This is a genomic window from Alkalitalea saponilacus (genome assembly GCF_900168165.1).
Taxonomy (GTDB): domain Bacteria; phylum Bacteroidota; class Bacteroidia; order Bacteroidales; family Marinilabiliaceae; genus Natronoflexus; species Natronoflexus saponilacus.
Genome location: NZ_FUYV01000012.1, coordinates 14601 through 41477 on the forward strand (window position 1 = coordinate 14601; position 26877 = coordinate 41477).

Annotated in this window: 19 protein-coding genes; 6 read left to right on the forward strand and 13 right to left on the reverse strand. The window is 40.1% G+C overall.

The window, feature by feature from the left end:
- The first annotated feature begins 40 nt into the window (after nt 1-40).
- A complete protein-coding gene (locus B5X70_RS10460; RefSeq protein ID WP_079557856.1) occupies nt 41-709 on the forward strand; it encodes an energy transducer TonB in 669 nt (222 codons plus the stop codon).
- Between the two features lie 178 nt (nt 710-887).
- Here B5X70_RS10460 and B5X70_RS10465 read toward each other — a convergent pair whose 3' ends face one another.
- Nucleotides 888-3053, reverse strand: coding sequence for an ATP-binding protein (locus B5X70_RS10465; RefSeq protein WP_079557857.1), 2166 nt, complete (start codon nt 3051-3053; stop codon nt 888-890).
- A 535-nt stretch (nt 3054-3588) separates the two neighbouring features.
- Between B5X70_RS10465 and argS the strand changes: the two genes are divergently transcribed.
- Complete coding sequence (gene argS, locus B5X70_RS10475) at nt 3589-5382, forward strand: arginine--tRNA ligase (RefSeq protein ID WP_079557859.1); 1794 nt, start codon at nt 3589-3591, stop codon at nt 5380-5382.
- Nucleotides 5383-5394: 12 nt separating this feature from the next.
- Here the strand turns inward: argS and B5X70_RS10480 are convergent, their stop codons facing one another.
- From B5X70_RS10480 to B5X70_RS10490, 3 genes are all read right to left on the reverse strand, one after another.
- A complete protein-coding gene (locus B5X70_RS10480) occupies nt 5395-5877 on the reverse strand; it encodes a hypothetical protein (protein WP_198314194.1) in 483 nt (160 codons plus the stop codon).
- A 121-nt stretch (nt 5878-5998) separates the two neighbouring features.
- Nucleotides 5999-7225, reverse strand: coding sequence for an ornithine--oxo-acid transaminase (rocD, locus tag B5X70_RS10485; RefSeq protein ID WP_079557860.1), 1227 nt, complete (start codon nt 7223-7225; stop codon nt 5999-6001).
- 99 nt (nt 7226-7324) lie between these two features.
- Nucleotides 7325-9763: a TonB-dependent receptor gene (locus B5X70_RS10490; RefSeq protein ID WP_079557861.1), complete on the reverse strand. Its 2439-nt coding sequence runs from the start codon at nt 9761-9763 to the stop codon at nt 7325-7327.
- 134 nt (nt 9764-9897) lie between these two features.
- Between B5X70_RS10490 and B5X70_RS10495 the strand changes: the two genes are divergently transcribed.
- Nucleotides 9898-10902 carry an NAD(P)-dependent oxidoreductase gene (locus tag B5X70_RS10495; RefSeq protein ID WP_079557862.1) on the forward strand — a complete coding sequence of 335 codons (1005 nt, stop codon included), beginning with the start codon at nt 9898-9900 and terminating at the stop codon, nt 10900-10902.
- A 70-nt stretch (nt 10903-10972) separates the two neighbouring features.
- Here the strand turns inward: B5X70_RS10495 and hcp are convergent, their stop codons facing one another.
- Together hcp and B5X70_RS10505 are read right to left on the reverse strand one after the other, a co-directional pair.
- Nucleotides 10973-12610 (reverse strand): hydroxylamine reductase, encoded by a 1638-nt coding sequence (gene hcp, locus B5X70_RS10500; RefSeq protein ID WP_079557863.1) that lies wholly within the window; start codon nt 12608-12610, stop codon nt 10973-10975.
- Between the two features lie 174 nt (nt 12611-12784).
- A complete protein-coding gene (locus B5X70_RS10505; RefSeq protein WP_079557864.1) occupies nt 12785-13660 on the reverse strand; it encodes an ATP-binding protein in 876 nt (291 codons plus the stop codon).
- 193 nt (nt 13661-13853) lie between these two features.
- Here B5X70_RS10505 and B5X70_RS10510 point away from each other — a divergent pair, with 193 nt between their 5' ends.
- On the forward strand, nt 13854-14531 hold the full coding sequence (locus B5X70_RS10510) for a Crp/Fnr family transcriptional regulator (RefSeq protein ID WP_079557961.1): 678 nt from the start codon (nt 13854-13856) through the stop codon (nt 14529-14531).
- Between the two features lie 14 nt (nt 14532-14545).
- The gene (locus tag B5X70_RS10515; RefSeq protein ID WP_079557865.1) at nt 14546-15328 is read left to right on the forward strand and encodes an SDR family NAD(P)-dependent oxidoreductase; all 783 of its coding nucleotides are present in this window, start codon (nt 14546-14548) and stop codon (nt 15326-15328) included.
- A 3-nt stretch (nt 15329-15331) separates the two neighbouring features.
- On the opposite strand, the gene B5X70_RS10520 is transcribed toward B5X70_RS10515, so the two are convergent.
- The 3 genes from B5X70_RS10520 to queC form a co-directional block, all read right to left on the reverse strand.
- Nucleotides 15332-16213: an NADPH-dependent 7-cyano-7-deazaguanine reductase QueF gene (locus B5X70_RS10520; RefSeq protein WP_232468344.1), complete on the reverse strand. Its 882-nt coding sequence runs from the start codon at nt 16211-16213 to the stop codon at nt 15332-15334.
- A 22-nt stretch (nt 16214-16235) separates the two neighbouring features.
- Entirely contained in the window at nt 16236-17096 is an 861-nt protein-coding gene (locus tag B5X70_RS10525) for a 7-carboxy-7-deazaguanine synthase QueE (protein WP_079557867.1), read from the reverse strand.
- A 119-nt stretch (nt 17097-17215) separates the two neighbouring features.
- Nucleotides 17216-17902: a 7-cyano-7-deazaguanine synthase QueC gene (queC, locus tag B5X70_RS10530; RefSeq protein WP_079557868.1), complete on the reverse strand. Its 687-nt coding sequence runs from the start codon at nt 17900-17902 to the stop codon at nt 17216-17218.
- Between the two features lie 718 nt (nt 17903-18620).
- On the opposite strand from queC, the gene B5X70_RS10535 reads away from it, so the two are divergent.
- Nucleotides 18621-19250 (forward strand): NAD(P)H-dependent oxidoreductase, encoded by a 630-nt coding sequence (locus tag B5X70_RS10535; protein WP_079557869.1) that lies wholly within the window; start codon nt 18621-18623, stop codon nt 19248-19250.
- A gap of 65 nt (nt 19251-19315) precedes the next feature.
- On the opposite strand, the gene B5X70_RS10540 is transcribed toward B5X70_RS10535, so the two are convergent.
- The 4 genes from B5X70_RS10540 to B5X70_RS10555 form a co-directional block, all read right to left on the reverse strand.
- Nucleotides 19316-23815 carry a hypothetical protein gene (locus B5X70_RS10540; protein WP_079557870.1) on the reverse strand — a complete coding sequence of 1500 codons (4500 nt, stop codon included), beginning with the start codon at nt 23813-23815 and terminating at the stop codon, nt 19316-19318.
- A 62-nt stretch (nt 23816-23877) separates the two neighbouring features.
- Nucleotides 23878-24714, reverse strand: coding sequence for a 50S ribosomal protein L11 methyltransferase (gene prmA, locus B5X70_RS10545; RefSeq protein WP_079557871.1), 837 nt, complete (start codon nt 24712-24714; stop codon nt 23878-23880).
- 96 nt (nt 24715-24810) lie between these two features.
- Entirely contained in the window at nt 24811-25566 is a 756-nt protein-coding gene (gene tpiA, locus B5X70_RS10550; RefSeq protein ID WP_079557872.1) for a triose-phosphate isomerase, read from the reverse strand.
- Nucleotides 25563-26798, reverse strand: coding sequence for a BT_3928 family protein (locus B5X70_RS10555; RefSeq protein WP_079557873.1), 1236 nt, complete (start codon nt 26796-26798; stop codon nt 25563-25565). Before B5X70_RS10555 ends, tpiA begins: the two co-directional genes overlap by 4 nt.
- Between the last annotated feature and the right edge of the window lie 79 nt (nt 26799-26877).

Sequence of the window (26877 nt, forward strand, 5' to 3'; positions counted from 1 at the left end):
TTCTGCAAAGATTTGTGAAAGTGTTGAATGCAACAAGCCTATGATCTTTTTTAACCTTAAATACGACAAAGTTTATTTGAATGCTGCCATGCTTAAATGCATGGCAGTGCTTGTTTTTATGTCTGTTTCTATTGTATCATCCGGCCAAATAACACGAACATTTCACCGTGGACAGATGATTGAGAACTATCATGTGCTTCCATCAGATACTTCTATAAAACATGGTACTTATAGGTTACATTATAAAACACATTTAATTGAAAGCGGACAGTATCATAAAGGTAAAAAAGTAGGAGTGTGGATCTATTTTAATCTTGGTAATGCTTTTGAGTTCCAGTATAATTTTGATTTAGATTCCATTGTTCGGATTGCCGGGCACGAGCGGCAATCTGTTTTAAGATTCGAGTCTCCATGTTTGTTTTTGGGAAGTCCTTTGGTACCGTATGTGTTTTTGTTGAACAAGGTCGGATACCCCCTTGATGCTTTTGAGGAAGGCATATCAGGAAAAGTGGATCTATACCTTGTCATTTCACCGGATGGTGAAATTGTACATCGTTATGTTGGCAGCTCAGACCATAGGTTTTTAACCAGTGCAGTTTTACAAGCCTCAAGGGAATTCCCGGATGACTGGCGGTGGATTCCGGAACGAAGACAAAACAGGAAGATAGAGAGTACTTACAAAATAACCATCTTTTTTGACCTGCATTAAAGACCGATTAAATTTAAGTGTGCATATATTTGTCAATTTTTCAGATTGATATGGGAAAAGTATAGGCAATGATGCCCCGTTTTTAATCGATAATTGTATTATGATTTATTTTTTAATCTATCTCACAATAATCACTAAGATCAGTGTACAAAACTTTAAAATAAACCAGATCAATTGTCTAGTTTTGATTAATGGATGATGTTAATGAATAGATGGCCGAGAGCTCATTCTTTTCAAGTAAATTTAGTAAAATGGGGATGTTTATCGGGGTTTTTACTGCATCATGAAATCCCATTGATTTGAGTCTTTCGCGCCGTTTGTAATCCAAATGATCGGTGATGGCAATCATCTGAACTTTGTTTTCAATGGATTTAATTCTTGGCAACAACTCTTGCCAAAAAGGTAAATGATCCAGATCAATCAGAATAAACCTGATGTTGTTCGATAAAAGCATAGCTTTTATCTCAAGTGCATTTTGTGCCCAAAGGATTTGATAGTTAAATGGTTTGGAGTCATTACAGAGATCCAGAAATAACTCTTCGGTTGGAGCAATTATCATCACTTTTTTCAGCATGGTTGTTGGGCCGCAGGAAACCTGCATAAATGGAGATCCCTGGGGATAAAGCAAATCGGGAATAACAAATCTGAATTCGGAGCCTTTGCCTGGTTCAGAAATTACCCATTGATGACCGCCCATGAATTGGATAAGCCTGGAAGCTATGGATAAACCAATTCCCATACCACTATATTCTCTTGAGTTCCCATCGTTACCCTGACGAAAATTTTCAAAAATCTGTCTGTGTTTGCCCTCTGGGATGCCAAGTCCACTATCGCGAACATAAAACTCATACAACTGGGGAGCTTTGATTTTTACTCCAACTTCAATTACCCCTTCATCTGTATACTTGAGACTATTTGACATAAGTATTTCCAGAATTTGTTTTAATCGGTGACGATCGCTTGCTATGCTGTTTTTTATCAGATCACGGGGCAAATCAAAAAATAGCTTTAGCTTATCGTTGTTTTTAAGAATATCATGCGCAAAGTCGTGCAGATGGTGAAACAAAATTTCAAGATTGCAGATGTCGGTTTTAAGGTGTATCAGACCGGCTTCAATTTTTGCGAAGTCGATCATGCTATTGATTTGGTTTAATAGTTCTTTCCCACTCTGTCTGATCAGTTGAATGAACTCTTTACGTTCATTCTCATTGATTTCAGGTTCCGCTAACAGTTCTGCGAAGCCCATTATTGAGTTCAAGGGAGTGCGCACTTCGTGTGATAAATTTGACAAGAATGATGATTTTAACCGGTCACTCTCATCTGCTTTTATTTTATACTCGTCAAGCTCCTTTTTCCGTTCAATTTGTTCTGACAAATCTGTAATAATAAACAGAAGAGCTTTTTTCCCCATATAATTAATTCTGTTTACATGAATCTCTATTGGTTTTGGAACACCATGTCCCGGATATGCCACACTTTTAAATTTTACCCCATCGTGTTCAGATAACAACTGATGTTTTTGTGTTATCTCTTTTCTAAAATCGTCTGGCGACAGCTCTGTAATAACCCGCCCAATCATCTCATCCCTAGATAGTCCGTGTAGCGAACAGGCAGCATCGTTAACCTCCAGAATTACTCCGCTCTCATCCTCAATAAAAATGGCCTGAGGTGCATTATCCAATATCTCTTTAATGATTCCTATTCCCTCGTTTTCTTTCTGGTCAATGAACTCAACCTTTGGAACAGCTTCAAGGGTTATAATCAGGCGGTTGTTTTCATTCTTTTTGGCATCAGATATTTGCCAACGTACCTTATATCTTGTTTTGGTGTTAGGACTAAAAAAACCACTGCTTGTTTCTCCGCTTATTGATTTGTTTTCCTCAAGTGTGTAAGATAAGGCAGTTGAAATATGCCCCGGAAGTATATTAAACAGTAAAAGCCTGATCATATTTGTTGGTGTGGATCCAAATGCCTTGGAAAAATTTTGATTGACATATTCAATAATTCCGTCATTTCGGCAAATAGCAGTAGGGGTGGGATGATGGTCAAGGATAGAAAAATTTAATTGATTAAATTGCCCTGAAGGCTCCAAAGGTGGAGCAGAAACAATACCTGATGGTGTATTTCTTCGCTTCATGTTGTTTCTGAAATTGATGATCAGAAAAACAGCCATTGCCACTCCAAGCACAATTAGCGCAATACTTATTGATTGTTTAAGTTGGTTTAAAGATTCGGCAGCCATGGTGTCATTCAGAAACATAACTCCCAATAGCATTTCAAAGTTAAAAAGGGGGCATTTCAAAATGCTTACCATGCTGTCATATATAAGTATTGATATTCCCATATTTCAATTTTGCAAGTATAAGTATCTAATCTGTTATAAATCAATGAATGAATAAAGACCTGATTTTATTATTCGTAAATAGAAACTCCCAAAGAAGCAAATACAACCATTAGTCCTAAATCATTATACCCTTATTGGTCTGCATTTGTTACTTTGTTTGAAAATAAAACTTTTTGGTTTAATAGCACCATCTATTTTTTTAATGATATATTATATAAACATGGTCGGCATCATGTTTTAATAAACATTACTTTATATTAAAAATAGATAATTTTTCGGGTTTGCGAAAGGCTATTTTGACAATTGGCGTCCTTTTTTTTACGTAAGTAAAAGTTTTCAGATGTTTACCGGTATATTTTTTATCTTTGCAGCATTAAAATTTTGACGAAAACCCGATTGTTTATGATCATTGGTCGTTGATTGGGAGTAAAACAAAAGGGTAGAAGTATGTTTTAAATTCCGTAAAGCGGAATTTGAAATTTCCAATAAAGGTTGAAATATATTGTAAACCAAAATATAAATAAATATTTTTCGAATGAACATAGAATCCGGACTTAAACAACTGGCTGTAGAAGCGTTTAAAGAGCTGTATAATACAGAAATTTCAGAAGAATCTATACAGGTGCAACTAACCCGGAAGGATCAGCATGGAGATTTTACCATAGTGGTTTTTCCTTTGTTGAGGTACTCAAAAAAAACTCCCGAGGAGACCGGGAAAGACCTTGGTAATTATTTGTGTGAAAAGATGAATGAAGTTTCAGCCTTTAACGTTGTTAAAGGCTTTTTGAACATTGTTTTGGCACATGGCTACTGGATTGATGTTCTGAACGGAATAAAAGAAAATGAAGAATTTGGATTTGTTCCAATAGCGGAGGACTCCCCGCTGATGATGATTGAGTATTCATCACCCAATACCAATAAACCTTTGCATCTTGGGCACATCCGTAATAATCTTTTGGGATATTCACTTTCACGGATTGCATCTGCTAACGGTCACAGAGTTGTTAAAACCAACATTGTAAACGACCGGGGGATTCACATCTGTAAATCGATGTTGGCCTGGAAAAAGTGGGGAAATGGAGAAACACCTGAATCTTCAGGTAAAAAGGGGGATCATCTTGTTGGAGATTATTACGTCAAATTTGATCAGGAATACAAAGCAGAGCAAGCTGCCTTGACAAAAGCCGGTGTGAGTAAAGATGAAGCTGAGAAGCAATCAAAACTGATGGCTGAAGCCCGGGAAATGCTTCTTAAATGGGAAAAGGGAGATGATGATGTTGTTGGGCTTTGGCAGACAATGAATCAATGGGTATATGAAGGATTTGATGTAACATACAAAAACCTTGGAGTCGATTTTGACAAAATCTACTATGAAAGCGATACCTATTCTGTGGGGCGGGACATGGTGTTAAAAGGCTTAAAGGATGGCGTTTTCTTTAGAAAAGATGACAACAGTGTGTGGGTAGATTTGGAAGATCGGGGTCTGGATCAGAAACTATTACTTAGGAGCGACGGTACATCGGTTTATATGACGCAGGACATTGGAACGGCAAAGCTCCGTTTTGATGACTATACCATTGATAAAATGGTATATGTTGTGGGAAATGAGCAAGATTATCATTTCAAGGTTCTCTCCATTGTTTTAGATAAGCTGGGCTTTGATTGGGGTAAAGATCTGGTTCATTTCAGTTACGGAATGGTGGAGCTGCCTGAAGGTAAAATGAAATCGCGCGAAGGAACCGTGGTTGATGCCGATGATTTGATGGAGGAGATGATCAACACCAGCCGTGAAATGTCCAGAGAACTGGGTAAACTTGACGGATATAGTGATGAAGCTGCTGAAGAGGTGATTCGAATGATTGCTTTGGGGGCACTCAAATACTTCATTCTCAAGGTGGATCCACGTAAAAACATGACTTTTAATCCTAAGGAATCCATTGACTTTAATGGCAACACCGGTCCGTTTATACAGTACACTCATGCCCGCATTCGCTCAATATTTCGTAAAGCAGAGGAAAAGGGAATTACATGGAAAGGTAGTGCTCCGGCTGATGTTGAATTGAGCGAAAAAGAAAACAATCTTGTCCGCACTGTTGCTAATTTCCCAAACGTAGTGATGGAGGCAGGAAAAGCATTCAGCCCGGCGTTAATATCAAATTACATATATGATTTGGCGAAAGAGTTCAACCAGTTTTACCACGATAGTCCAATTCTGTTTGAAACCGACGAGAGCATTCGGGAAATGAGACTAACACTCTGTAAAACTGTGGCCGATGTTCTTAAAAAAGGGATGTGGCTTTTGGGAGCCGGAGTTCCCGACAGAATGTAAAAAATTTTCAGTTTATTGCTTGTTGGTCAAGGCAACAAGCAATGAACTGAAACTTTTCAATACTGCTTTGCTGTTCTGTTTGGCTAAAATTTCTTCTATTTTTTCTTCTTTCTCAAACTGCGGAACGTCAGACTTAATAATGGCTTCAATTTGATCTGGAGTTTCTGACGATAGGAACTTTTTAAGAATTTCTCCTGTTTGAAGCGTTTGGTTGGTTGATTTTTGTTTTAAATCCATGATACATATCTCCAGTAATTCTGCACAGGAGGATTTTACCGGATCTCCGCTTCCGGCTGTGTCGCGCAGCGACCAGCTGCTGTATTCGTAATCGGTTTTAAACAGTTGTTTGTAGTAAGCGCTCTCTTCTCCAAAAGCATTCTTTAAAACGAGCAGAGTACCCTTTTTCCAGGCTGCCCAGTCAAATGAGCGATTCCATAATTTCTCCAGCCGGTCTTCCAGCATTGGTATATATGATGAATTAATTTCTGATGACATATTAAATGTTTTTTATTTTCTATCTAAAAATAGAAAATATCTTTGTCTTCGTCCATTAAATGGAAATAATTATTCCGGATTAAAAATTGAAAATCAGAAATTAGTTCGATTTATAAGTGCTTTATTTTATGTCGTTAAATGCTGTTTCAATTCTTTCAATGGCATCAATCAATTGAACTTCATTAATGATCAGGGGTGGTGTAAACCTGATGATGTTTCCATGGGTGGGTTTGGCAATTACTCCGTGGTTTTTCATTGAAATGCATAGATTCCAAGCAGTCTCGGCTGAACTTTCTGCGTGAATTGTGACGGCATTGAGCAGACCTTTTCCACGGACTTCTTTTATTAATGGGGAGTTCATGGCTCTGATACGTTTACGGAACAGTTTGCCCATTCGGAACGCATTGTCGGCCAGTTGTTCGTCAAACAGAATATTAACAGCCTCCATTGAGATGACAGCTGCCAATGGGTTTCCACCGTAGGTGGAACCATGTTCTCCTGCTTTTATGGTCAGCATGATTTCATTATTGGCAAGAACACAAGATACTGGATACATACCTCCGGACAGAGCCTTTCCCAATACCAAAATATCAGGTTTTACATCTTCATAATCCACAGCCAGCCATTTGCCGGTTCTACCAAGTCCGGTCTGAATTTCATCGGCAATAAACAACACGCTGTATTGTTCACAAAGCTCCTTTGCTGCCTTTAAGTATCCATCTGATGGAACAAACACCCCTGCTTCTGCCTGTATGGGCTCGGTCAGAAATGCAGCAACGTTGGGCTGACTTAAAGCCTGTTCCAAAGCAGGAACATCATCGTATGGGATATTGATGAATCCGGGGGTAAAAGGACCATAGTCGTTATATGAATCCGGATCGGATGACATGGATATGATGGAAATGGTTCGGCCATGAAAGTTCCCGTTGCAAACCACAATTTTCGCCTCTTCCCGGGCAATTCCTTTGATTTTGTATGCCCATTTTCTAGCCAGTTTAAGAGCCGTTTCAACAGCTTCGGCGCCACTGTTCATCGGGAGCATGCGGTCGTAACCAAAGACTTCTGTCATCATTTTTGACCATTTCCCTAGTTGATTATTGTAAAAAGCCCGGGAGGTAAGAGCCAATTTTGCAGATTGTTCATTAAGTACTTTGACCAATCTGGGATGACAATGCCCCTGGTTTACTGCGGAGTATGCAGCCAGAAAGTCATAATATCGTTTCCCTTCTACATCCCATACAAAAACACCCTCGCCCTTTTCCAGAACAACTGGCAGTGGATGGTAGTTTTTAGCTCCATATTGATCCTCAAGATCAATAAAATATTGAGAGTTGAGTTCCTTTGACATGACTGGCAGGTTTTGTGGTTACACAGCTATAAATTACAACCAAAAACCATAAAATTCCAGTATGTTATGTATGAGTTTTGTCATGGATGGGGTGGGATGCTAAAACGTTGCTGTCAGTTTAAGATTTATTCTTCTTGATGTTAGATAGTTTGGAACCGCATATTGGCGATTGTTGATATCGGTAACCCAATAGTGAGAAATTGTATTATCAATATTTGGCAGATTAAATATTTCTATGCCCAGCCACATGTTTTTTAAATTAAGTGTATTGTTTTGCATCAATCTTGACTGGAGCAAATCATACGAAAATCCTATGTCCAGTCTTCGGTAGGAGGGAAGGCGGTGAACAGCCATATATCTTGGTGAGCGAGGAGGTCCAAATGGGAGACCTGTTCCGAAGAAAAAGCTGAGATGAGCCTTGAAATCCGGATTATTGGGCAAGTGATCCTGGATAAACATGGAAAAATTTAATCTCTGATCCGACGGACGTGGAATATAACCGGGTTCACCGGGTGTGGCAGGATTAATCCATCTGTCGTTAAGTAAATCTTCTTCAGTTTTCATGAGCGAAAGAGTCGCCCAGGATTCTTCACCCGGCACCAACTCACCATTTATTTTGAAGTCGATTCCAACGGCATACCCTTTGGCCTCATTTTCTCCACTGTAAATAATCCTTACATTGTCAACCTGATATGGAATCAGGTTTTTCATATGTTTGTAGTATAGTTCTGTGGTGAATTTAAATGGTCTTTCCATTTTATGGAAATAGTAATCAAAGCCGGAGACGACATGAATTGATTTTTGAGCTTTGATGTCTTTATTGAGAGTCCCGTCAGGCCGTCTCATCTCTTTAAAAAATGGCGGTTGATAATAGAATCCGCCTGATAAACGGTATCTGTGGTTAGAGTTTCGGCTTGGTAGGAAATTAAGCAAAACTCGGGGACTTATGATATATTCATCGTTAAAGGAGTAATAGCTGGCTCTTATACCGGCATCTACCATAAGAAAACCGGAGCCAATTGCCAATGAGGATTGATTTTTCAGGAACCCGGAAACCCTGTTGGCCACTATGTCGTGGTTTGCATTTTTTGTATAGGCCAGTTCGAGAATATCTCCACGATAAGGGATGGAATACCCGGCAGAATCAATTAGTTCCCACTCGTTTACTCTGTCGCGAAAAGATTCCTGTCGTACCTGAATTCCCCAACTTGTGATGCTACCCGTGGAACTATGATTTCCTTCAAGGTTGGCTGATATAACATTGGCAAAAAGATCGTTTCGGGCATGTTGCAGGTATTCACCAACACCAATTTGAGTACCTTCATCATCAGCGTCAAAAGGATTATCAATTTCCTGAAGCCAATATGCTCCAGCAATGTCGTAAGTTTCTTCTTCGAAGGTTCTGAAACCTGTAAATGTGAGTTTGTATTGCTGTCTGTCTGATACATTAAATATGGTGCTTAATGCACCATATCCTGTTTCAAAACGGTTTTCTTCTTTCCCAGCAAAGTAAATTCTTAAGCGTTTTACATCAGAAATGGTTCCAAATGTGGTTTCTCTGGTTTGAGGTATAAACTCATAAGTGTTTAGTGAATAGTATCCCAAAACTTCAAAAGAGAGCCTGGGGGTTGCTTCATAGGTTAGAAAGGCTTGAGCATCGGTAAAGTTGGGTTTGTAATCGCCTTTTTCATCCAATGTGCCTAACAGATAACGGTTGGTTTTGTATCTCACACCGGTTATCCATGATACTTTTTGATTAAAAGCGGCACCCTCTAAGTGCGCGTTTGCTCCAAGCATTCCGGCTGAAACACTTCCTGCTGTTTCCGTTGGTCGTTTATACCTGATGTCGAGAACGGAACTCATTTTATCGCCATAAGAAGCGCTAAATCCTCCTGCTGAAAATTCCACCGACTCAACCAGATCGGGGTTCACAAAACTCAATCCTTCCTGCTGGCCGCTGTGCATCAAAAAAGGACGGTGAACCTCCTGCCCGTTAACATATACAAGGTTTTCATCAAAATTCCCACCTCTAACCCTATATTGACTACTCAATTCGTTGTTGGAGGCGACACCCATCTGAGAACGAACCAAACCTTCGATTGAGGCACCCGCAGCTGATGGCAGCATTCTCACATGAATGGGTTCGATGCGTTGACTGTGATAGCCTGAGAGTCTGTTGGCAGTCACTTCAATCTGTTGAAGCATTTGGCGGTCTTCTTCAAGAGTTATCCTGATTGGGTCAGATGGGAGAGACGCCAAATTGATGGTTTTACTTTGAAAACCGATGGCAGAAATGGATATTTCAAGAGGGAAAGAAGGAGTTGTACTGATGGTAAATCGGCCGTTAACATCTGTTACAGCTCCGGCATTGGTTGATACAATGCGTATGTGTGCATTGATTATTGGTTCTTCATTTTGGTCGGCTACGTGACCGGATAATTCAACAGGTGAAACCGTTTGTGCAGTAATCGGGCTCGCCAGGGTTATCAATATAAAGATAATTGTGAATATAATCAGACAGAATCCTTTGCGTCTCATTCTTAGCATTAACGTTTATGTTATCCACAAAGTTAAACGAAAAAAGTGGTTTTTTGGTATTTGATTCATGACATAAGATTGTTTGCGGAAATTTGTATATTTGATGATTGTCGGTTAAATCCAAACCTAAAGATATGAAGCACATTGTTTTGATGCCCATAAAGCTACCCCTCAACGGGTTTCGTGATCTTTCTTCTGATTTCGAACTACTTATACCGGATTCCTCCAATTCTTTCAATGAAGAATTGGACAATTATCTTCCTATAGCCGACGCATTGGTATCGGTTTTTGGAAATAAAGTCACTGAGGAGATGATGAGTAAAGCTCCTAAATTAAAACTAATTGCCAATTATGGAGTTGGTTATGATAATGTTGATGTGGATTACGCCACATCTCAAGGCATTGTTGTTACCAACACTCCCAGTCCGGTAACTGAACCAACTGCTGAACTGGCTATGTTGTTAATGCTTGCATTGGCAAGAAATATTATAGGACTTCATAATGGAATCCTGGAGAATTCCTTACCGGAATGGAATGTCAGAAATAATTTGAGCACCACTTTATATAATAAAACGCTGGGAATTATCGGGATGGGTGCCATTGGCCAGGCTTTAGCACGCAGAGCTAAAGCTTTCGGAATGAAAATTATTTATCATAACCGAGCGTGTCTGGATTCTGCCATCGAAGAAAAATATGAGGCGACCTATGTATCAAAAACAGAACTCTTGCAGAAATCAGATTATGTTTCCATCCATGTTCCTTTTTCACAAGAGACTTATCATCTCATAGGAAAGGAAGAGTTAAAACTGATGAAAAATTCTGCTTTTCTCATCAATACCTCAAGAGGTAAGGTGATTCATGAAAAAGTGTTGATTAAAGCGTTGAAAAACAGGGAAATTGCCGGAGCCGGTTTGGATGTGTTTAGCAATGAACCGATTGTGCCCGATGAATTAAAAAACTCGCCTTATGTTGTTCTTACGCCACATGTTGGAAGCGGAACCCATGAAGCTCGCGCTGAAATGAGTCAGTTTGTAGCTGATGTGATTTCTAATTTTTTCAATGGCCATGAAAACGACCTGCCAATTGTAAATCCCGAAGCTTTAAAAAGTGATGCTTTTTTAAAACGGATGAAGGATTGAGTTTGCTTTTATACCAGAAAGAGCTGCCCGGATAGGCAGCTCTTTCTGGTATAATCTGGTTGACCTGTATTTAAGACAAAACCATTCTTTCAATGTCTTCTTCTACGGTTGAAATTCCTCCAATTCCGAATTGCTCAACCAAAACATTGGTTACATTCGGCGAAAGGAAAGCAGGTAGAGTGGGACCCAGGTTGATATTTTTAACTCCAAGTGCCAGAAGAGCCAATAGAACAATCACCGCTTTTTGCTCATACCAGGCAATGTTGTAAACAATTGGCAGCTCGTTGATGTCGTCCAGTCCGAAAGCTTCTTTTAATTTTAACGCAGTTACAGCCAGTGAGTACGAATCGTTACACTGTCCGGCATCCAATACCCGTGGAATTCCTCCAATATCGCCTAAAGGCAATTTATTGTAACGGTATTTGGCACATCCAGCTGTCAGAATAACCGAATCCTTTGGCAAAGCCTCTGCAAAATCGCCGTAATAATTACGGGAGTTCATTCGTCCATCGCAACCGGCCATGACCACAAACTTTTTAATGGCGCCTGATTTTACTGCATCTACCACCTTGTCGGCCAATGCAGCTACCTGGTTATGGGCAAAACCTCCGGTCAGCGTTCCAGTTTCAATTTCGGTGGGAGCTGGGCATTTTTTCGCGTGTTCAATGATGGCCGAAAAATCTTTTGTTTTGCCGTTTTCACGTTCTGCAATATGCGGACAACCGTCAAATCCGGCTGCTCCGGTTGTATATACCCGGTCTTTATAGCTTTCTTTAGGTGGAACAAGACAGTTGGTGGTTAACAACACCGGCCCGTTGAAACTTTCAAATTCTGATGTTTGTTCCCACCATGCATTTCCGTAGTTCCCTACAAAGTGCTTATATTTCTTGAATGCCGGATAATAATTAGCCGGTAGCATTTCGCTGTGGGTGTAAATATCCACACCTGTTCCTTCTGTTTGCTTAAGCAACTCTTCAAAATCTTTCAGGTCGTGGCCACTGACCAAAATTCCAGGATTTTTGCCTACACCAAGATTTACTGTGGAAATCTCAGGGTGTCCGTAGCTTTCGGTATTGGCTTTATCCAGCAGAGCCATTACATCAATTCCGTTTTTACCGGTTTCCAAAACAATGGGCAAAAGCTCGTTAACGCCAAGCGTATTGTTGATGGTGGCCAGCAAACCTTTTTTCATGAATACGTTTACTTCATTGTTGCTGTACCCAAGATTGGCTGCATGTTCTGCATAAGCAGCCATTCCTTTTAATCCATAAATAATTAGCTCCTTTAATGAACGGATATCTTCGTTTGTTTCGTTGAGAATGCTGACAGTCTCACTCTTTGCATTGATTTCATCACGACTTTTTGTTTGCCATACCGCACATTCAGGCACTTCTCCTTCAGGAGTTCCGGTTTTTGCTTTTAAATTGTTCTGTATATCAAATCCTTTTTCTATCTGTTGTGTGATTTTGTTTGCGTCAAAGTTCGCATTGGTAATGGTTATGAACATGGAGTCGATGATGTACTTTTCAGCTTCAGGATTACTGATGCCTTTTAAATCGGCCTGATGACTCCAAAAGGCAACGCCTTTTGTTACAAACAGCAACAAATCCTGCAGGTTCGATACTTCAGGTGATTTTCCACAAACACCTTTAATGGCACATCCAACACCTTTGGAGGCTTCCTGACATTGAAAACAAAACATTGACATGGTTTCTATTTTTTAAATTGTTAATATTATTGGAAATCGGAGACCGGAAATCGGAGACCGGAGACTGGAATCTCAATTAATTGCTTTTTCTATTTTGAAACTTCCTTAAATGATTTCAAAAAATTATATTCACTCCCTATTCCGCTTTCCGGTTTCCGGTCTGCGATTTCCTATTTATACCCATTCTTCCATTAATACTTCCCCTGCAATGGAAATTTTCATCATTTTGAGGGGAATTTTTCTTGAAGCTTGCGAAACAGCCATTTTGGCCATTTGCAGGAGTCCCGAGCAACATGGCACTTCCATAATAACCACCGATAAGGTGTTTATTTTGGCTTCGTCAATCAGGCGAATCAGCTTTTGCATATAGGATTCTGTTCCCTGGTCCAGTTTTGGGCACGCAATACCTACGGTTTTACCCTTCAACACCCTGTTGTGAAAATCTCCCAAGGCAAAAGCAGCGCAATCGGCAGCTAAAACCATATCGCTTCCTGAAAACATGGATGATGCCGGATTGATGAGATGCATCTGAACCGGCCATTGACGTAGTTCCGAAGCTCCTGAAACGGCAGCTGCAGGAGTTGCAGGCGCCGGTTTTTGTATGGCTCTCTCAGCAGAACCGGGGCATCCTCCTCCCTGGTGTCCATGCATTACGCCAATCTTAGGCTTGTGCATTTCTCGAACTATTTCATCGAGATTGAATGGCAAAGAGTCGCGGTTGGCCTGCATGTATTGCATGGCTTGTTTCATAAAATCGAACTCTCTGTGGTCTCTTAAATGCTTGAGGTGAGCGAGTACCGTATTTTTCCCTTTTGGAATGATGAGTTGTATCACTTTTACTTCATCGTAAGGCTCTGCTTCACGCTCTTCAATGGTGATGGCTCCCTGCGGACAGTGGCCAAGGCAAGCACCAAGGCCATCGCATAAAAGGTCGCTGATTAAGCGGGCTTTTCCGTCAATGATTTGCAAAGCACCTTCATGACAGGCAGGAACGCAATCGCCACATCCGTCGCACAACTCTTCATTTATATTTACAACTTCTCTCAGCATGATGATATTTTTTATTGTGGATTCTTTAAGTTACAATACAAAAATAGGGTAATGCAATACCGGTTTTTGTAACCTATGTTACAAAAGGAGTTTTTTTTTGAAAAATCAGCTTTTATGGTTTTTGCCTGTCAGGTTAAAGGTTGTTACCTTTGCTTATGCATATTTTCCACATAGACATATAGAACTTAAGCACATGATATATATTTCCGCATTAATGCAATCTCCCCTGTTTTGGGGAACCGCAAGCGAGGAGGAATTAAAGACCTTGTTGAGTACAGTTCATTATCAGGTGAAAAAATATGACGAAGGAGAGGTCATCGCCTTTAGCGGCGATGAATGCAAATCGCTTCAAATTGTTATTGAAGGAAGTGTACGCGGAGAAATGATGGATTTGAATGGAAAAGTCCTTAAAATAGAGGATATTGTACCGCCAAGGCCGCTTGCTATTGCGTTTCTTTTTGGCAACAACAACCGTTATCCGGTCACTGTAACGGCCAATGAGCCGACTGTTATTTTGTTGTTCCCAAAACAGTCGGTGATTGATTTAATGCAAAAAAATGCAGGTTTTCTTACCAGTTTTATGAATGCCGTTTCAAACAGGGCTCAGTTTATTTCAGGTAAGCTTAAGTTCTTGTCCTTCCAAAGTTTACGAGGTAAAATAGCGCATTATTTGCTGGAACTCGACCGCCATGAAAAAGGCGTTGTTACGCTGACTAAAACTCAGGAGGAGTTGGCGGAGTTGTTTGGAGTGGCAAGGCCTTCATTGAGTCGTGCATTACGTGAACTGCATAATGAAGGAATCATTAAAGCAGAAGGTAAAAATATTAAAATAATTAAAAGAGTAGTATTGAAAGAGTATTTAGGAAAGTAACCAAAGAACTTATCATGTCAAAGAAAGTTTTTTTAATTACCGGAGGAAGTTCAGGGATTGGACTTGCGGCAGGAGAGGCGCTTGCCAATGAAGGCCACCATGTTATTTCCATGAGTCGGAGTATGGAAAAAGTTGAACGTGCCATAAAGGAGCAACCAGAGTTAAATGGTAAACTTGATTTTATTACGGCTGATGTTTCTAAAAGGGAGGATATTGAAAAAGTGCATCGTTACATTGATGAGAAATTTGGTGTACTTTATGGCATTGTCAACAGTGCCGGTGTAATTGCAGTTGGCTCGCTGGAAACTGTCGGTATTGAGGATTGGCAACAAATGATGGATGTAAATCTTACCGGCCCGTTTATGCTTGTGAAAACCATGCTTCCCCTGTTACGAAAGGCAAATGGAGCTTCTATAGTAAACATATCATCCATTGCAGGATTAAGACCCGGAACCAGCATTGCCTATTCGGTTTCGAAGGCCGGTTTGGATATGCTTACGAGATTTTTAGCCGGAGATTTGGGCCCTTATAACATCAGAGTTAATTCCGTGAACCCGGGGCTGGTCAGAACCAACATTCATTTTGATAACAACATTGTTCAAACAAAAGAGCAATACGAAGAGATGGTGGAAAAAGCCAGATTGAGGCATCCACTGAGGCGTATTGGCCGGACAGATGACATCGCTTCCATTATTCGTTTTTTGATGTCGGATGAATCATCATGGATTTCCGGTGCCATTATTCCTGTGGATGGTGGTGTAACTCAGGAAAACAACTTTATTCCCAGAAAGGATTAATATTTACTGTCTAAGCATTTTTGCAGATAACTCCTTTGCGTTGCAAAGGAATTTTGGAAACAACTCTTCATTATTTGCCCTAACGGGGCAAATATCAATTCCACCACGGCGGGTGTAAATACATGCTACCATTAACTCTTCGGGCGAGAATTTATCCCATAAACGGTTGTAAATCATTTCGCATATCTCTTCATGAAAATGATTTTCGTTGCGAATTGAAACCAGATATTGAAGCAATCCTGTCAGTTCAGGCAATTGCTCCGCTTTCATTAAAATGAATGCTGAACCCCAGTCGGGCTGATTGGTGATTTTACAGTTACTGCGTAACAAATGGGTGGCCACCTTAATCTTACCGCTCAGTTTATCTGAAGGTTTTAAGAGTTCCGGAGTCTCGTTGAATGCATTAAATTCAATGTTTTGTATTTCATCCAATGTTTCAAGTAACTTAAAGTCGTGAAAATCAAAATGGCTGGTCAAACCTAACGATTCGTTAAAAAATGCAGTTTCAACATCTGTTTTTAATAAACCAGAAAGGTCTGTTTTTATGATTTTCACCACCTCTTCCACCCCTGTTTCAGAGTCGTTACCAAATCGTTCCATATTGAAGCCATTCAGGTAAAGCTTCAGCGATTTACTTTCGACAAGGAATGTGCTGTTGGATGGATATTTAAGTTTTAGTACTCCTGTCACCGGCAGACCTTTCGTTGTGAGAAAGCTTAATTCATATGCATGCCATATGTCAAAACCTTTAAACGGGAGGTCGTTGTCGTCGATTTTGTATATTTCCCGATTGAGTGAACGGGGCACAGCCACAAGAATCTCCGGTGAATATTTCTGAGGATAGGCTATCTGTTGACCCAGAATTTTGGCTTCGATTGGTTGCATGGAATTCATAAATTACCTAAAGTTAAACACCTGGTTTGCTTCCAAATATGTCAATATGAACACGAGGCGTGAAACGCCATCCGTTTCGAATGGCCATCTCTAAAGTAAGTGGGGTGGTTTGTCTCAGCTCAGCTTCGTTGGCACCCAAAGGCATCAGCATAATGTCCGAAGGTTGCCAGCCGGTAAGTTGGTTCAGAAAATCATTGATGATTTCCTGTTCATCTTCCGGCTTTCCAATCACAAATTTCAGTTGCATCTCTTTGTTGCTCTCGTTGCAAATATCAATATACGACTGCAAAGCTTTTATGTTATACCTGCGCTGTGTATGATAGGAGAGAGGTCCCGATGGTTGTAACCCCAATGCTTTTAGTTTTTCAGGATTGGGTTCTGAATTTGCCAGTTTAGGCGAAATGCTGAACAAATCGATGTTTTCAGCTGCTTGAATGTTGAACATGCTGCCATTGGTTTCTATGGTTAAATGAACGTATAGTTCATTTTTTAATTCATAGGCAAGTTCTGCTAAAGCATCTTTTTGCATCAGAGGTTCACCGCCGGTAATCACCACATGGCGAATCGAACCCAGATTTTCTTTAACCAATTTGATGACCTCTGCCACTGTTAATTGAAGCACCTGTTGGGTATCGAACGAGGCGTAGGGTGTATCGCACCGACTGTAGCTGCCATCAGGCAGTTGCCAGATGCAACGCAAATTGCACGACGAAAATCTAATAAACAGAGAGGGTACGCCCGCCAGTTTGCCCTCACCCTGAATGGTTCCGGCAACAGGTATGGCGGTAGCAGGCAGCTGCGATAGCGCAGCGCCGTTAACATCTCTCGTGATGGGAAATACCCCCTCGTTGGCTAATACTATTTTTGTTGACATTACTTTTCTTTTATCAGAAGATGGAAATGAAGCGCAGCGAAACAGAAAATTTCAGTTTTATATCCATAATTTGTTCCTCTCTTCTCCTTTTCCTCACACGGTCTCCAGTCTCCGTTTTCCTATTTCCGTTCTCCTGTCTCCGTTATCCCTTCGTCCACAACCCCGGCTTCCTGAAACGCTTTTGCCCGCAGAAGACAACTGTCGCATGTTCCACATGGTTTTTCTCCTCCACGGTAACAACTCCAGGTTAGCCCGAAAGGAACGCCAAGTTTTGCTCCTGTTTTAATCTCTTCGGTTTTGGTTTTATAGATGAACGGAGCATGTATGGTAATTGGTCGATTTTTTTCTGCAGCCATAACAGTTCCCTGGTTAATGGCATTTTCCATGGCTTTAATAAACGATTCGCGACAATCAACATATCCCGAGTAGTCCACCTGACTCACGCCAATAAAAATGTTTTGTGCATCAATGGCTTCTGCGTAAGATGCTGCAATGGATAAAAAGACCATATTTCTGGCAGGAACGTAGGTCACCGGTATATCTGTTCGGTTTACATCACCATCTTCAACTTCCATGTTTTTATCGGTAAGCGATGAGCCGCCCCATTGGTCCATATTGATGGTAACCAGTCGATGTTCTTTAACTCCGGCTACTTTGGTAATTTCGGCCGCTGCTTCCAATTCCTTTTTATGCCGTTGTCCGTAATCAAAACTTAAGGTGAACAATTCGTACCCCTCGCTTTTGGCCAACCAAAGAGTTACTGCTGAATCAAGTCCCCCGGATAAAAGAATTACTGCTCTCTTCATTATCTCAATTTTACAGTTTTATTGAACGATGTTCAGAAACATCGAGAAATCAATAACCTGTTCGATAATATCCTGTGAGTGAAAAACTGTTGGGAGATGACGGAAAGATAATCATCGGTGATGATATGGAACACCTGCAAAATTGAAAAGTAATTTACAATGCACGTAGTGCATCGTAAAACACATTTTTGCGCATGTATCTTATTCATGGCCCATAGTTTTGTTTATAGACAGGATGGTTTCGAACTGTCTCGTTATTGCTGCAAAGATAGGAATATATTTTTGTTTCAAAATCTAAATGATGGTGTTTTCATTGATTTATAATATGGCAGTTTGAAAGTACATTAGATAAATATTTTGCAGATTTGGGTATCCTATTCTATATTATTAAGGATTGTTTTGAAAATATCCAACTTCCAAAAAAGGAATTCCGTTTAGCCCCAACGGGGCGCAATCAGTAACATAGGGCAACACCCTATGAATATGGATTATACCAAAAGTTGTCCTGTAAGGGCTATAGCATTTGAGAAATTAATCGGATAGCAAGACATATTAGTTGATAATTGGTTTCTCCGTTTATAAAGGTTTTAGAATGCATAAGAGTTGACTTGTATCAACCTTATAATTCGAATTCAAAACAAATATTGAACCAAACATTCTTATGTTTGTTTATAAGTTTAGTAGTGAAACTTAAACAAAAATTATAAAACTAATAATCATGGATATTTTAAAACAACTTAATTGGCGTTATGCCATCAAAAAATTTGACAAAAGTAAGAAACTAAGCAAAGAGCAATTGGATTTACTCATCGACGCCGTTCGCATGGCACCTACATCTTATGGTGTGCAGCCATTTGAACTTTATGTAATTGAAGATGCAGCTGTTCGTGAAAAACTTAGTGAAGCAGCATATGGCCAGCCTCAGGTTACAGAAGCATCTCAGGTATTCGTATTTGCAGCAAAGAAGGATGTAACCGTTGCAGATATTGAGGAGTATGTGGCTCGCACTGCGACAGTTCAGGGAGTTACCGTGGAAGATTTAAAAGGATTTCGTGACATGATGGTTGGCTCGCTGGAGGGTAAGTCCCCCGAAGAACGTTTTAACTGGGCTGCACGTCAAGTTTATATTACTTTGGGTTTTCTGCTGACCACAGCTGCCATGGGAGCTATTGATGCCTGTCCAATGGAAGGTTTTGATAATAATGGTTTTGATGAGATTTTAGGACTGAAAGAGAAAGGACTGAATGCCGTGGTAATGGCGACCGTAGGTTTCCGTTCCGATGAGGATGTTTATAGCAAAAGGCCAAAAGTAAGGAAAGAGTTAAAGGATTTTGTAACTAAAGTGTGAGAAATCTCTTTCCATAAAACAAAAACGGTTGACAGTTTTACAGTCATCCGTTTTTGTCTTTAATTTCATTCATCAGGAGCATCGTACTCTGAATCTTCATCTATCAATTCATCTGAATCATCATAAATTAGTTCATCTGTTTCTTCTTCTTCAAACAATCTCAAATGCCTACGCATCCTGCTTTCCGGAGCAAGAATGAAAGAATATCCCGCATCACCAAGTCGTCCGCGGATTCTTCTTTCGTCTGCATCAAGTGTTTGGACATTGGTGTTGTATGCCGCCATGGATGACCGGGTCTGCATTTGATTATTCCTGTAGCTGAAGAAGAAATAGGTGGTATCACAGGCCTGGATATGCATATCGAGAGAGTTTCCTCCGCGACTGAATGCAATCACAGCTTTTACGTGAACCTTTTTATTAACCGGTTGATTTTTGATGTACTTCAGTAAAACCTCAGAATCGGCAATGTAGCTTCTTGAAGGAGGATCCCATCTCCATTGGAGGCTATCCATAACCAACAGGTGTTGATGTTCTTCGGGTAAAGATTCCAGTTCCTCTTTTTTGGATATTTCTTCACCCACTTTTACGGCTGTTTCAGCTCCCATCCACTCTGCAAGTCGATTTACAGAAATTGAACTTGAAGGATTTGCATCGTTACCTGTCGTATTGTTAAACTCTGAAGCCATCAGTTCAATGGACTCTTTGTCCAGCATAAAGTCAAGGCCAAACAAGGTGTTCAGTGTGGCGAGACTATCACTTCGGGTGTGAGAAATATCTCCCGAGGCAAAGGTTCTTACTCTGCCTAAATCAAGTCCCATATTGATGTTTCCTCGTCCTGTAACCAAGCAGCCATCGTTATGAAACCTCATGATGTTGCCTGTTGTGTCGGGGTTTTGTATTAATTGGCTCTGTGCAATACTGAAGCTATTGTATGCCGGGTCAAAATAGAGATATCCGTTGGCCGAAAGAATGGGTGCATCACTGTGAAATTTTCGCTCCTCAAGAAATGCTGCATAAACTATATTTGAGTCCCTGTTCAGGAAAAAGTTGTTATAAATATTCTCAAACTCATAGTTTCTGACACTTTCCGGTATTGGGATGTAAACACTATCGGGATTTATTGTTGAATCAAATCTTACATAATTCTGAGGGCCCTGAGTTGAACAATCATGTAACATTTGAGCTCCACCATCAAATCGTAAAAGTGGATTTCCTGCTGTCAAAGTCGTTTTGCCTTTAAAGGCAAAATGACGATTAAAGGTAAACAACTCCCTTTCCTGGATTTCAGCTTCTGCTGTAGTTGTTCTGTTGCGGTTCACACCTATCTGACTAAAATTAATAGTTTTAGTCTCCTTATTACCATTTATAAAATCATATTTTCCGGCAGCGTTATAGCTATATTTCCCCTCAACAGTAACAGTCGCATCATAAAACCGATGGATAGAGTCGTTGAGGACAATATTAACCGATTCAAGCGGATCAATGACAGCATTTCTGTTTATGGTCACATTTCCATCGTGAAGAATCATTTCAGTATCCGCAACGTTAATACTTCGCACTTCCTGAGCAAAAATTCTTCTGCTTTGGATATCATACTGGGCTATTGGTACAATTAAATCAAGAGAATCCTGTCGGCGGTGTGTTGAAACAAACCTGTTTCCAGCTGAACCTCTGGCTCCCAGTAGAATTTCGTTGCGATCAATTTCCCATGAAAACTCACTGATGTATGCTATAAAACGGTTTTCGGTAAACTCAACTTTACTGCCAATATCACGGGAACTAAAAGTTCCCTGACGTTCTTTAAAATTGATGGTTGAAAGCAGGTTACTGGTCTTAAAGCTTACATCAAATTCCTCATCGTCTGATACCAGATTAAAGTCTGAGGAGTCAGCAACAACAACATGATGTGTGAAATCCATATGCTTTGCAACCAAATTGGCGTTTGGCATGTGCAGAATACCGTCACCTGATAATCCATTGGGTGTTATGTTCAATGTTCCTTCCAGATTTGTTTCCTGGCTGAACAGAGTAAAGGGCTCATCTTGTATTTCAGCCAACATTTTTTCCTCAAATGGTAAATAGTTAATGTTAACAAAACGCGCCTGCACATCAGGAAACTCTACGCCATTGTCTCTTGGTTCGATATTGAAGCGATGTGCCAAACCATGGGTCTGTTCCGGAAGAAATGTAAATTGTTCAGAAGATGCTGTTGTGGTAATGTAACTTACGGTACCATTTCCAAGAAGTCCCTGGTTGCTCAGATCGATGATATTGGTATAGCTTGCCCGGTTATCATATATGGGATAACCCTCCTGCGGAGTTGATCTTCGAAAACCAAGTGAGTAATCGGGACGAACAACCAGTTTTTCCTCTATATCGGGAAAAACAGTGCTGGAAAAAACGCCGGTAAACTCTACATTTCTTCGAGTTAATCGATTGATGCTGGATATTTCGAATGGATTCAATTCAAAATAAAATCTTTCTCTATCGTATGCTCCGTTCTGAATGAAAGGTCTGTCATAGTATACAAATGAGTTTGTATTACTTGTGAGTCTGGGATACTCGGGGTAAATTTCTTTTCCTGATTTATTATCAGGCCTGTCAATTTCTAAAAACCCTGACAATTGTGCTATGGTGCTGTTGATTCTCCTTTGCGCTCTTCTGCCAATATAGTCCTGCCCATCGGTTTCTATTCGCATGGCCATTGAATCAATCGTGTTTAGGTCTATTCTGAAATTTTGATAATTGAAGGTAAAACCATCTCCAAAAAGATCGATCATCCCCGCAGTGAGGGACCCATCAAAACTAAAATTCCGATCCTTTTTCATTACCAATCTTTCATTTTCCGGAAAGAATACTACATTCTGCCGATCGCTTATAGTAACCACAGAGACTCCATTCATTTCCAGATCATAGTTCAATAAATCAAATCGTGCATTTGGTGTTGAACCGGGTGTGGTAGAGCGAAACCTGATGACATCATAATCTTTAAAACCTGCCCTAAATTGGAGGTAATCTTTTAATCTGTCTCTTATTTCGATGGTATCTGTATCCACATTGTATCCAATGAAACCATGGAAAGAGAGTCCGATGATTTGTTGCCTGATCTGATTTTCAGGTATTCGCATAAAGCGAGCGTAATCTCCTGCAGTAAAGGGTTGCTCCTTGTTATGTCTGAAACAATTAAGTAAACCCTGAAGGGGGTGGATGGCATCCATCCCCTGAAGTTGATGGAAGAATTCTTCTCGAAAGTAGCTGATGGACTCAAAAAAAGCATGGTTCTCGGCTGCACCGGTAACCATTCTCAACTCCATAAAGTCCCGGTTCATTTGCCATTTAATCAACTCAGTATCCATACTGATGTTATGGTATGTATTGAAAAATGGACTTCGGGAAATGCCATTGCCGTCTCTGATTAAATGAATCTCTTTTACAGGATCCATGTATTTAAACAGCAATCCGGGATGGTATATGTAGCCGGTATCGAGCTGAATGGTAACTTCGGTGGTATTACTTATTATTTGGTCTTGACGAAGCGCAAAGTATCGCGATTTTGCAACAATAAATGGCTTGTCGTTTCTGAAAATGGTGATGATTGCCGGATTGTGCGCCGTTCCGGAACCTAAAAATTTTGAACCATGCTGAGAAAAGCCGCCTTCATAATTGAAATTATTATGAATGTTATCTATCTGGTAACGCTGTTCGTATGATTCAAATCGAGGAAATGTGGTGTTCTCAGGATTCCGTATGTTCATTAAACGGTGATGAACCCTTCCTTTTAAAGAATGGTTAAAGTAATGACGATTATAAAATTCAACATCTTCTACTTCAAATTGATTACGAGACATATCAATCTGGTAATTTCCAAAAGTACCGTAAACCATGTTGCTGGCGAAACCACTTTGTTCCCAAGTTATTCGTCCGCTTTCTCCTTGCCAGATACCACTCATCAGGTTTACCCGACCGGTAGTGTTATAAACCATAATGCTGTCTTCACGAGCCTGACAAACTATGGTGGTTGGTCTTGTTATGACGATATACATCGAATCGGAAAAATGAAAGTGATAAGTAGGGTTGTGTGCTTTCCAATCCAATGCAGCAGTTGAGAAAACCACTTGGTTGTTCAGCATGTTGGTGGTGTGGTCAAATAATCGAATGGCATGTCGAAGTGGGTATCTGGGGTTTTGGAGTAACTCTAATAAACCTTTGTGCCAGGTTTCGAAACTCCTTTCGGGATGATGTGATTCCACAAAGAGCATGATTGTGGTCAGGTAGCTATGAAAATCGGGGTAGGGACGACCCCGCTTTTCATGAATTTTATCTGATACCAGCATCATGAGTTCTTTAAGATGGTCAGGGGTTTCAGGAGACACCCAAAACTCCTCAACCTCACTCACAAATGCACGTGCAGCTCTACGGTCGGCAGATACACTAAATATCTCACTCAACTGGTTTATGTATTCTGATTCTCCTTGTTTGCTGAAATGGCCATTGCCATATATTTCACTATTGGAAAACTGAAAAAGGATGAATGATATAAATAAAATTCGTAAAACTGCAACCATATATGATGCTCTAACTGTTTGTTCCTATTGATGCACGTTAATTATGCCAAATATTATTTGGCTTATTTCTCATACGCAACAGAAGCCCAATTGTTATTCTCTTTTGAGGATTTTATTTTCAATTGATGTTTTTTAGCAATTGCATCTATGGCTGGTATATCTTCTGTATAGAATCCGCTTAATAAAAGTAATCCACCTTTTTTCAGACATTGACTGTATGTCGCAATATCGTTGATAAGAATATTGCGGTTGATGTTGGCCAGAATAACATCAAATTCTTCCGATTTTGGCAGTTGTGATGCATCACCAGTGATAACATCCATATTATGGATGTTATTGATATGGTTGTTTTCGGTGCAGTTTTCGGTACACCAGTCGTCAATGTCGATGGCTGTTACCTTTTTTGCCCCTCGTATTGAAGCCAGAATGCCTAAAATTCCGGTTCCACATCCCATATCAAGAACAACTTTGTTGTTCATGTCATTTTCCAGAATATACTCCATCATCATGCCGGTAGTGGCATGATGGCCTGTGCCAAAGGACATTTTAGGCTCTATCACGATTTCAATTGGAACTTGCGGATAGTCATGATGAAAGGGACTGCGAACCACGCACTGGTCTGCTACAACAATGGGTTGAAAGTAATGTTTTTCCCACTCTTCATTCCAATTTTTTTTTTCGATGGTTTCTAAGGTGTGATGAATGGAAATTCCGGGAATCGGCATTTCCAGATTATCCGGAATTTCCGTTGAATATTGGCTTTCTTCAATGTATGCTTCGAAGCCATTTTCGTTTTCCATGAAGCTTTCAAATCCTTGTTCACCCAGATTTGCCATAAGCAAATCTGAAGCATCCTGATTAAATGGATGAAGCGTAACCGTTAACTTGATGTAGTTCATTGCGATATTCTTCTAAAAAATCTACCCATATCATATCAAAACAGATAAAATATGGGTAGAAAAGTTGAATTCACGAAAATTATCGTGAATGATTAATTAAAATGCAGTAATGATGGCCAAAAAGTCTTCTGCTTTAAGCGAAGCACCACCAATTAATCCACCGTCCACATCGGGATTGGCAAACAACTCCTGAGCATTTTTGGGGTTACAGCTTCCACCATATAGAATGGAGATGTTGTCGGCAACTTCTTTACCGTATTTGTCGGTAATTAACCCGCGAATAAAGGCATGCATTTCCTGAGCCTGGTCGGAGCTTGCGGTTTTTCCGGTTCCAATTGCCCATACAGGTTCGTAGGCAAGAACTATTTTACCGAAATCATCTGCCGAAAGGTGGAAAAGAGCCTCTTTAATCTGGCTTTTTACCACATCAAAATGTGTGTTGGCTTCTCTTTCAGACAATACTTCACCAATACAGAAGATTGGACGAAGGTTGTTGGCTAATGCCAAATCGGTTTTTTCTTTCAGAATGGCATTGGTCTCACCATAATACGCACGACGCTCAGAGTGTCCCAAAATAACGTATGCAGCTCCGGTGGATTTAACCATTTCAGCTGATACCTCACCTGTATAGGCACCTGATACTTTATCGGCACAATTTTGGGCAGCAACCGCCACTTTATCACCGTCAACTACATTTACAACTTCGGTAATATGTATAAATGGAGTTCCCAAAACCACTTTGCATTTTGGTGTGATGGCGTTAACACGTTGGTTTACATCTTTTGCCAATTCAATTCCCTCTTGCAGGGTTTTGTTCATTTTCCAGTTTCCTGCTACAATGTTCTGTCTCATTTTCTGTTATTTATGGTTCTACTAGTTAAAAATACTACTGGTATTAAAATCAATGTGAAGATGTGCACCCATAAAACCAGGTTGTCTCTTTTTTGGTTTTTCTCAGTCAGCGCGTATGATAGAGGATTTTTCATGATTTCAGCTTCCGGCAGATTGTTGTAATGCCATTTGGCAATTACAACACCATCGTAAATCATGATTAATCCTGGGTTTGAACGAATCATGGTTTTAAGGGTAATGGCATCTGTAGAAAGAAAATGAAATCCGGTGTGGTATTCCCGTTCAAACCTGGCAGACACCTGAGAATCGGAAGCTGTTACGCAATAAAACGGAACAAACTGTTCACTGGCTGCTTTAGCGAGTTCCGACAGTGGTTCAATGGATTTTGAAGCCATTTGTGTTAAGTCCGGTGAAATCAGTAAAAAAACCGCTTCCGGGTGGTAGATAATGTCGTGGGTTATATCACCCATCTCGTCGTCGATAAAGGCCAGTGCCTCTAATGGAGGTACATATCCTTCTTTAATAATACGAGTTTCGCTGTCGATAAAAACCCAGGTGGTATCGTCGTATGGATAGTTTTCAACGGTAAAGGTTTCTCGTTGACCGTCTTTCTCAAGTATAAATATGGTTTCAAATTCGGGCATTTCGGCTCCTTCCGGAATGGAAATCAAAGATTCAACATGAGCTCCCGGTTTTAATGGTCTGAAGTCGAATATTGGCAAATTGGCAAGGCTGTACCAAACAACAGAGGAGATGTAAATAACCAGTGATAACGATGTCGCTATTCGGCGTAAAGTTGTCCCCGGTGCTCTGTATTCTTTTCGGAAAAACCATGCACCCAAGGTAAATATCAGCACGATTACGTTTTTCCAGAAAGTTTGCCAATTGGTGATTTTTAAAGCATCACCAAAACAACCGCAATCGGTAACAGGATTATAAATGGCAATATAAAGGGTTAATACAGTGAAAAAACTCATAAAACCCAACACAGCCGGAATTACTTTCCGCAACGAAAGTCCCAACAACAGGTAAGTCCCAAGAATAAATTCTATAATGGCCAGTAAAATGGCCAAAGGCATGGCAATGGGAATGAGCCAGTCCATATTAAATGCCACAAAATAGTCGTGGAATTTTACAGAACCTCCGGTGGGATCAACGGCTTTTACAAAGCCTGAGAAAATAAAGGTGACGGCTGGTATTAGTCTACACAAAAACTTAATGATAGCTGTCATATTTTTAGTTATTTAAATAGATTAATAGAATTATAGATGTTAGACAGATAGATTAGAATCCGAAAAATGAATCAGTTTA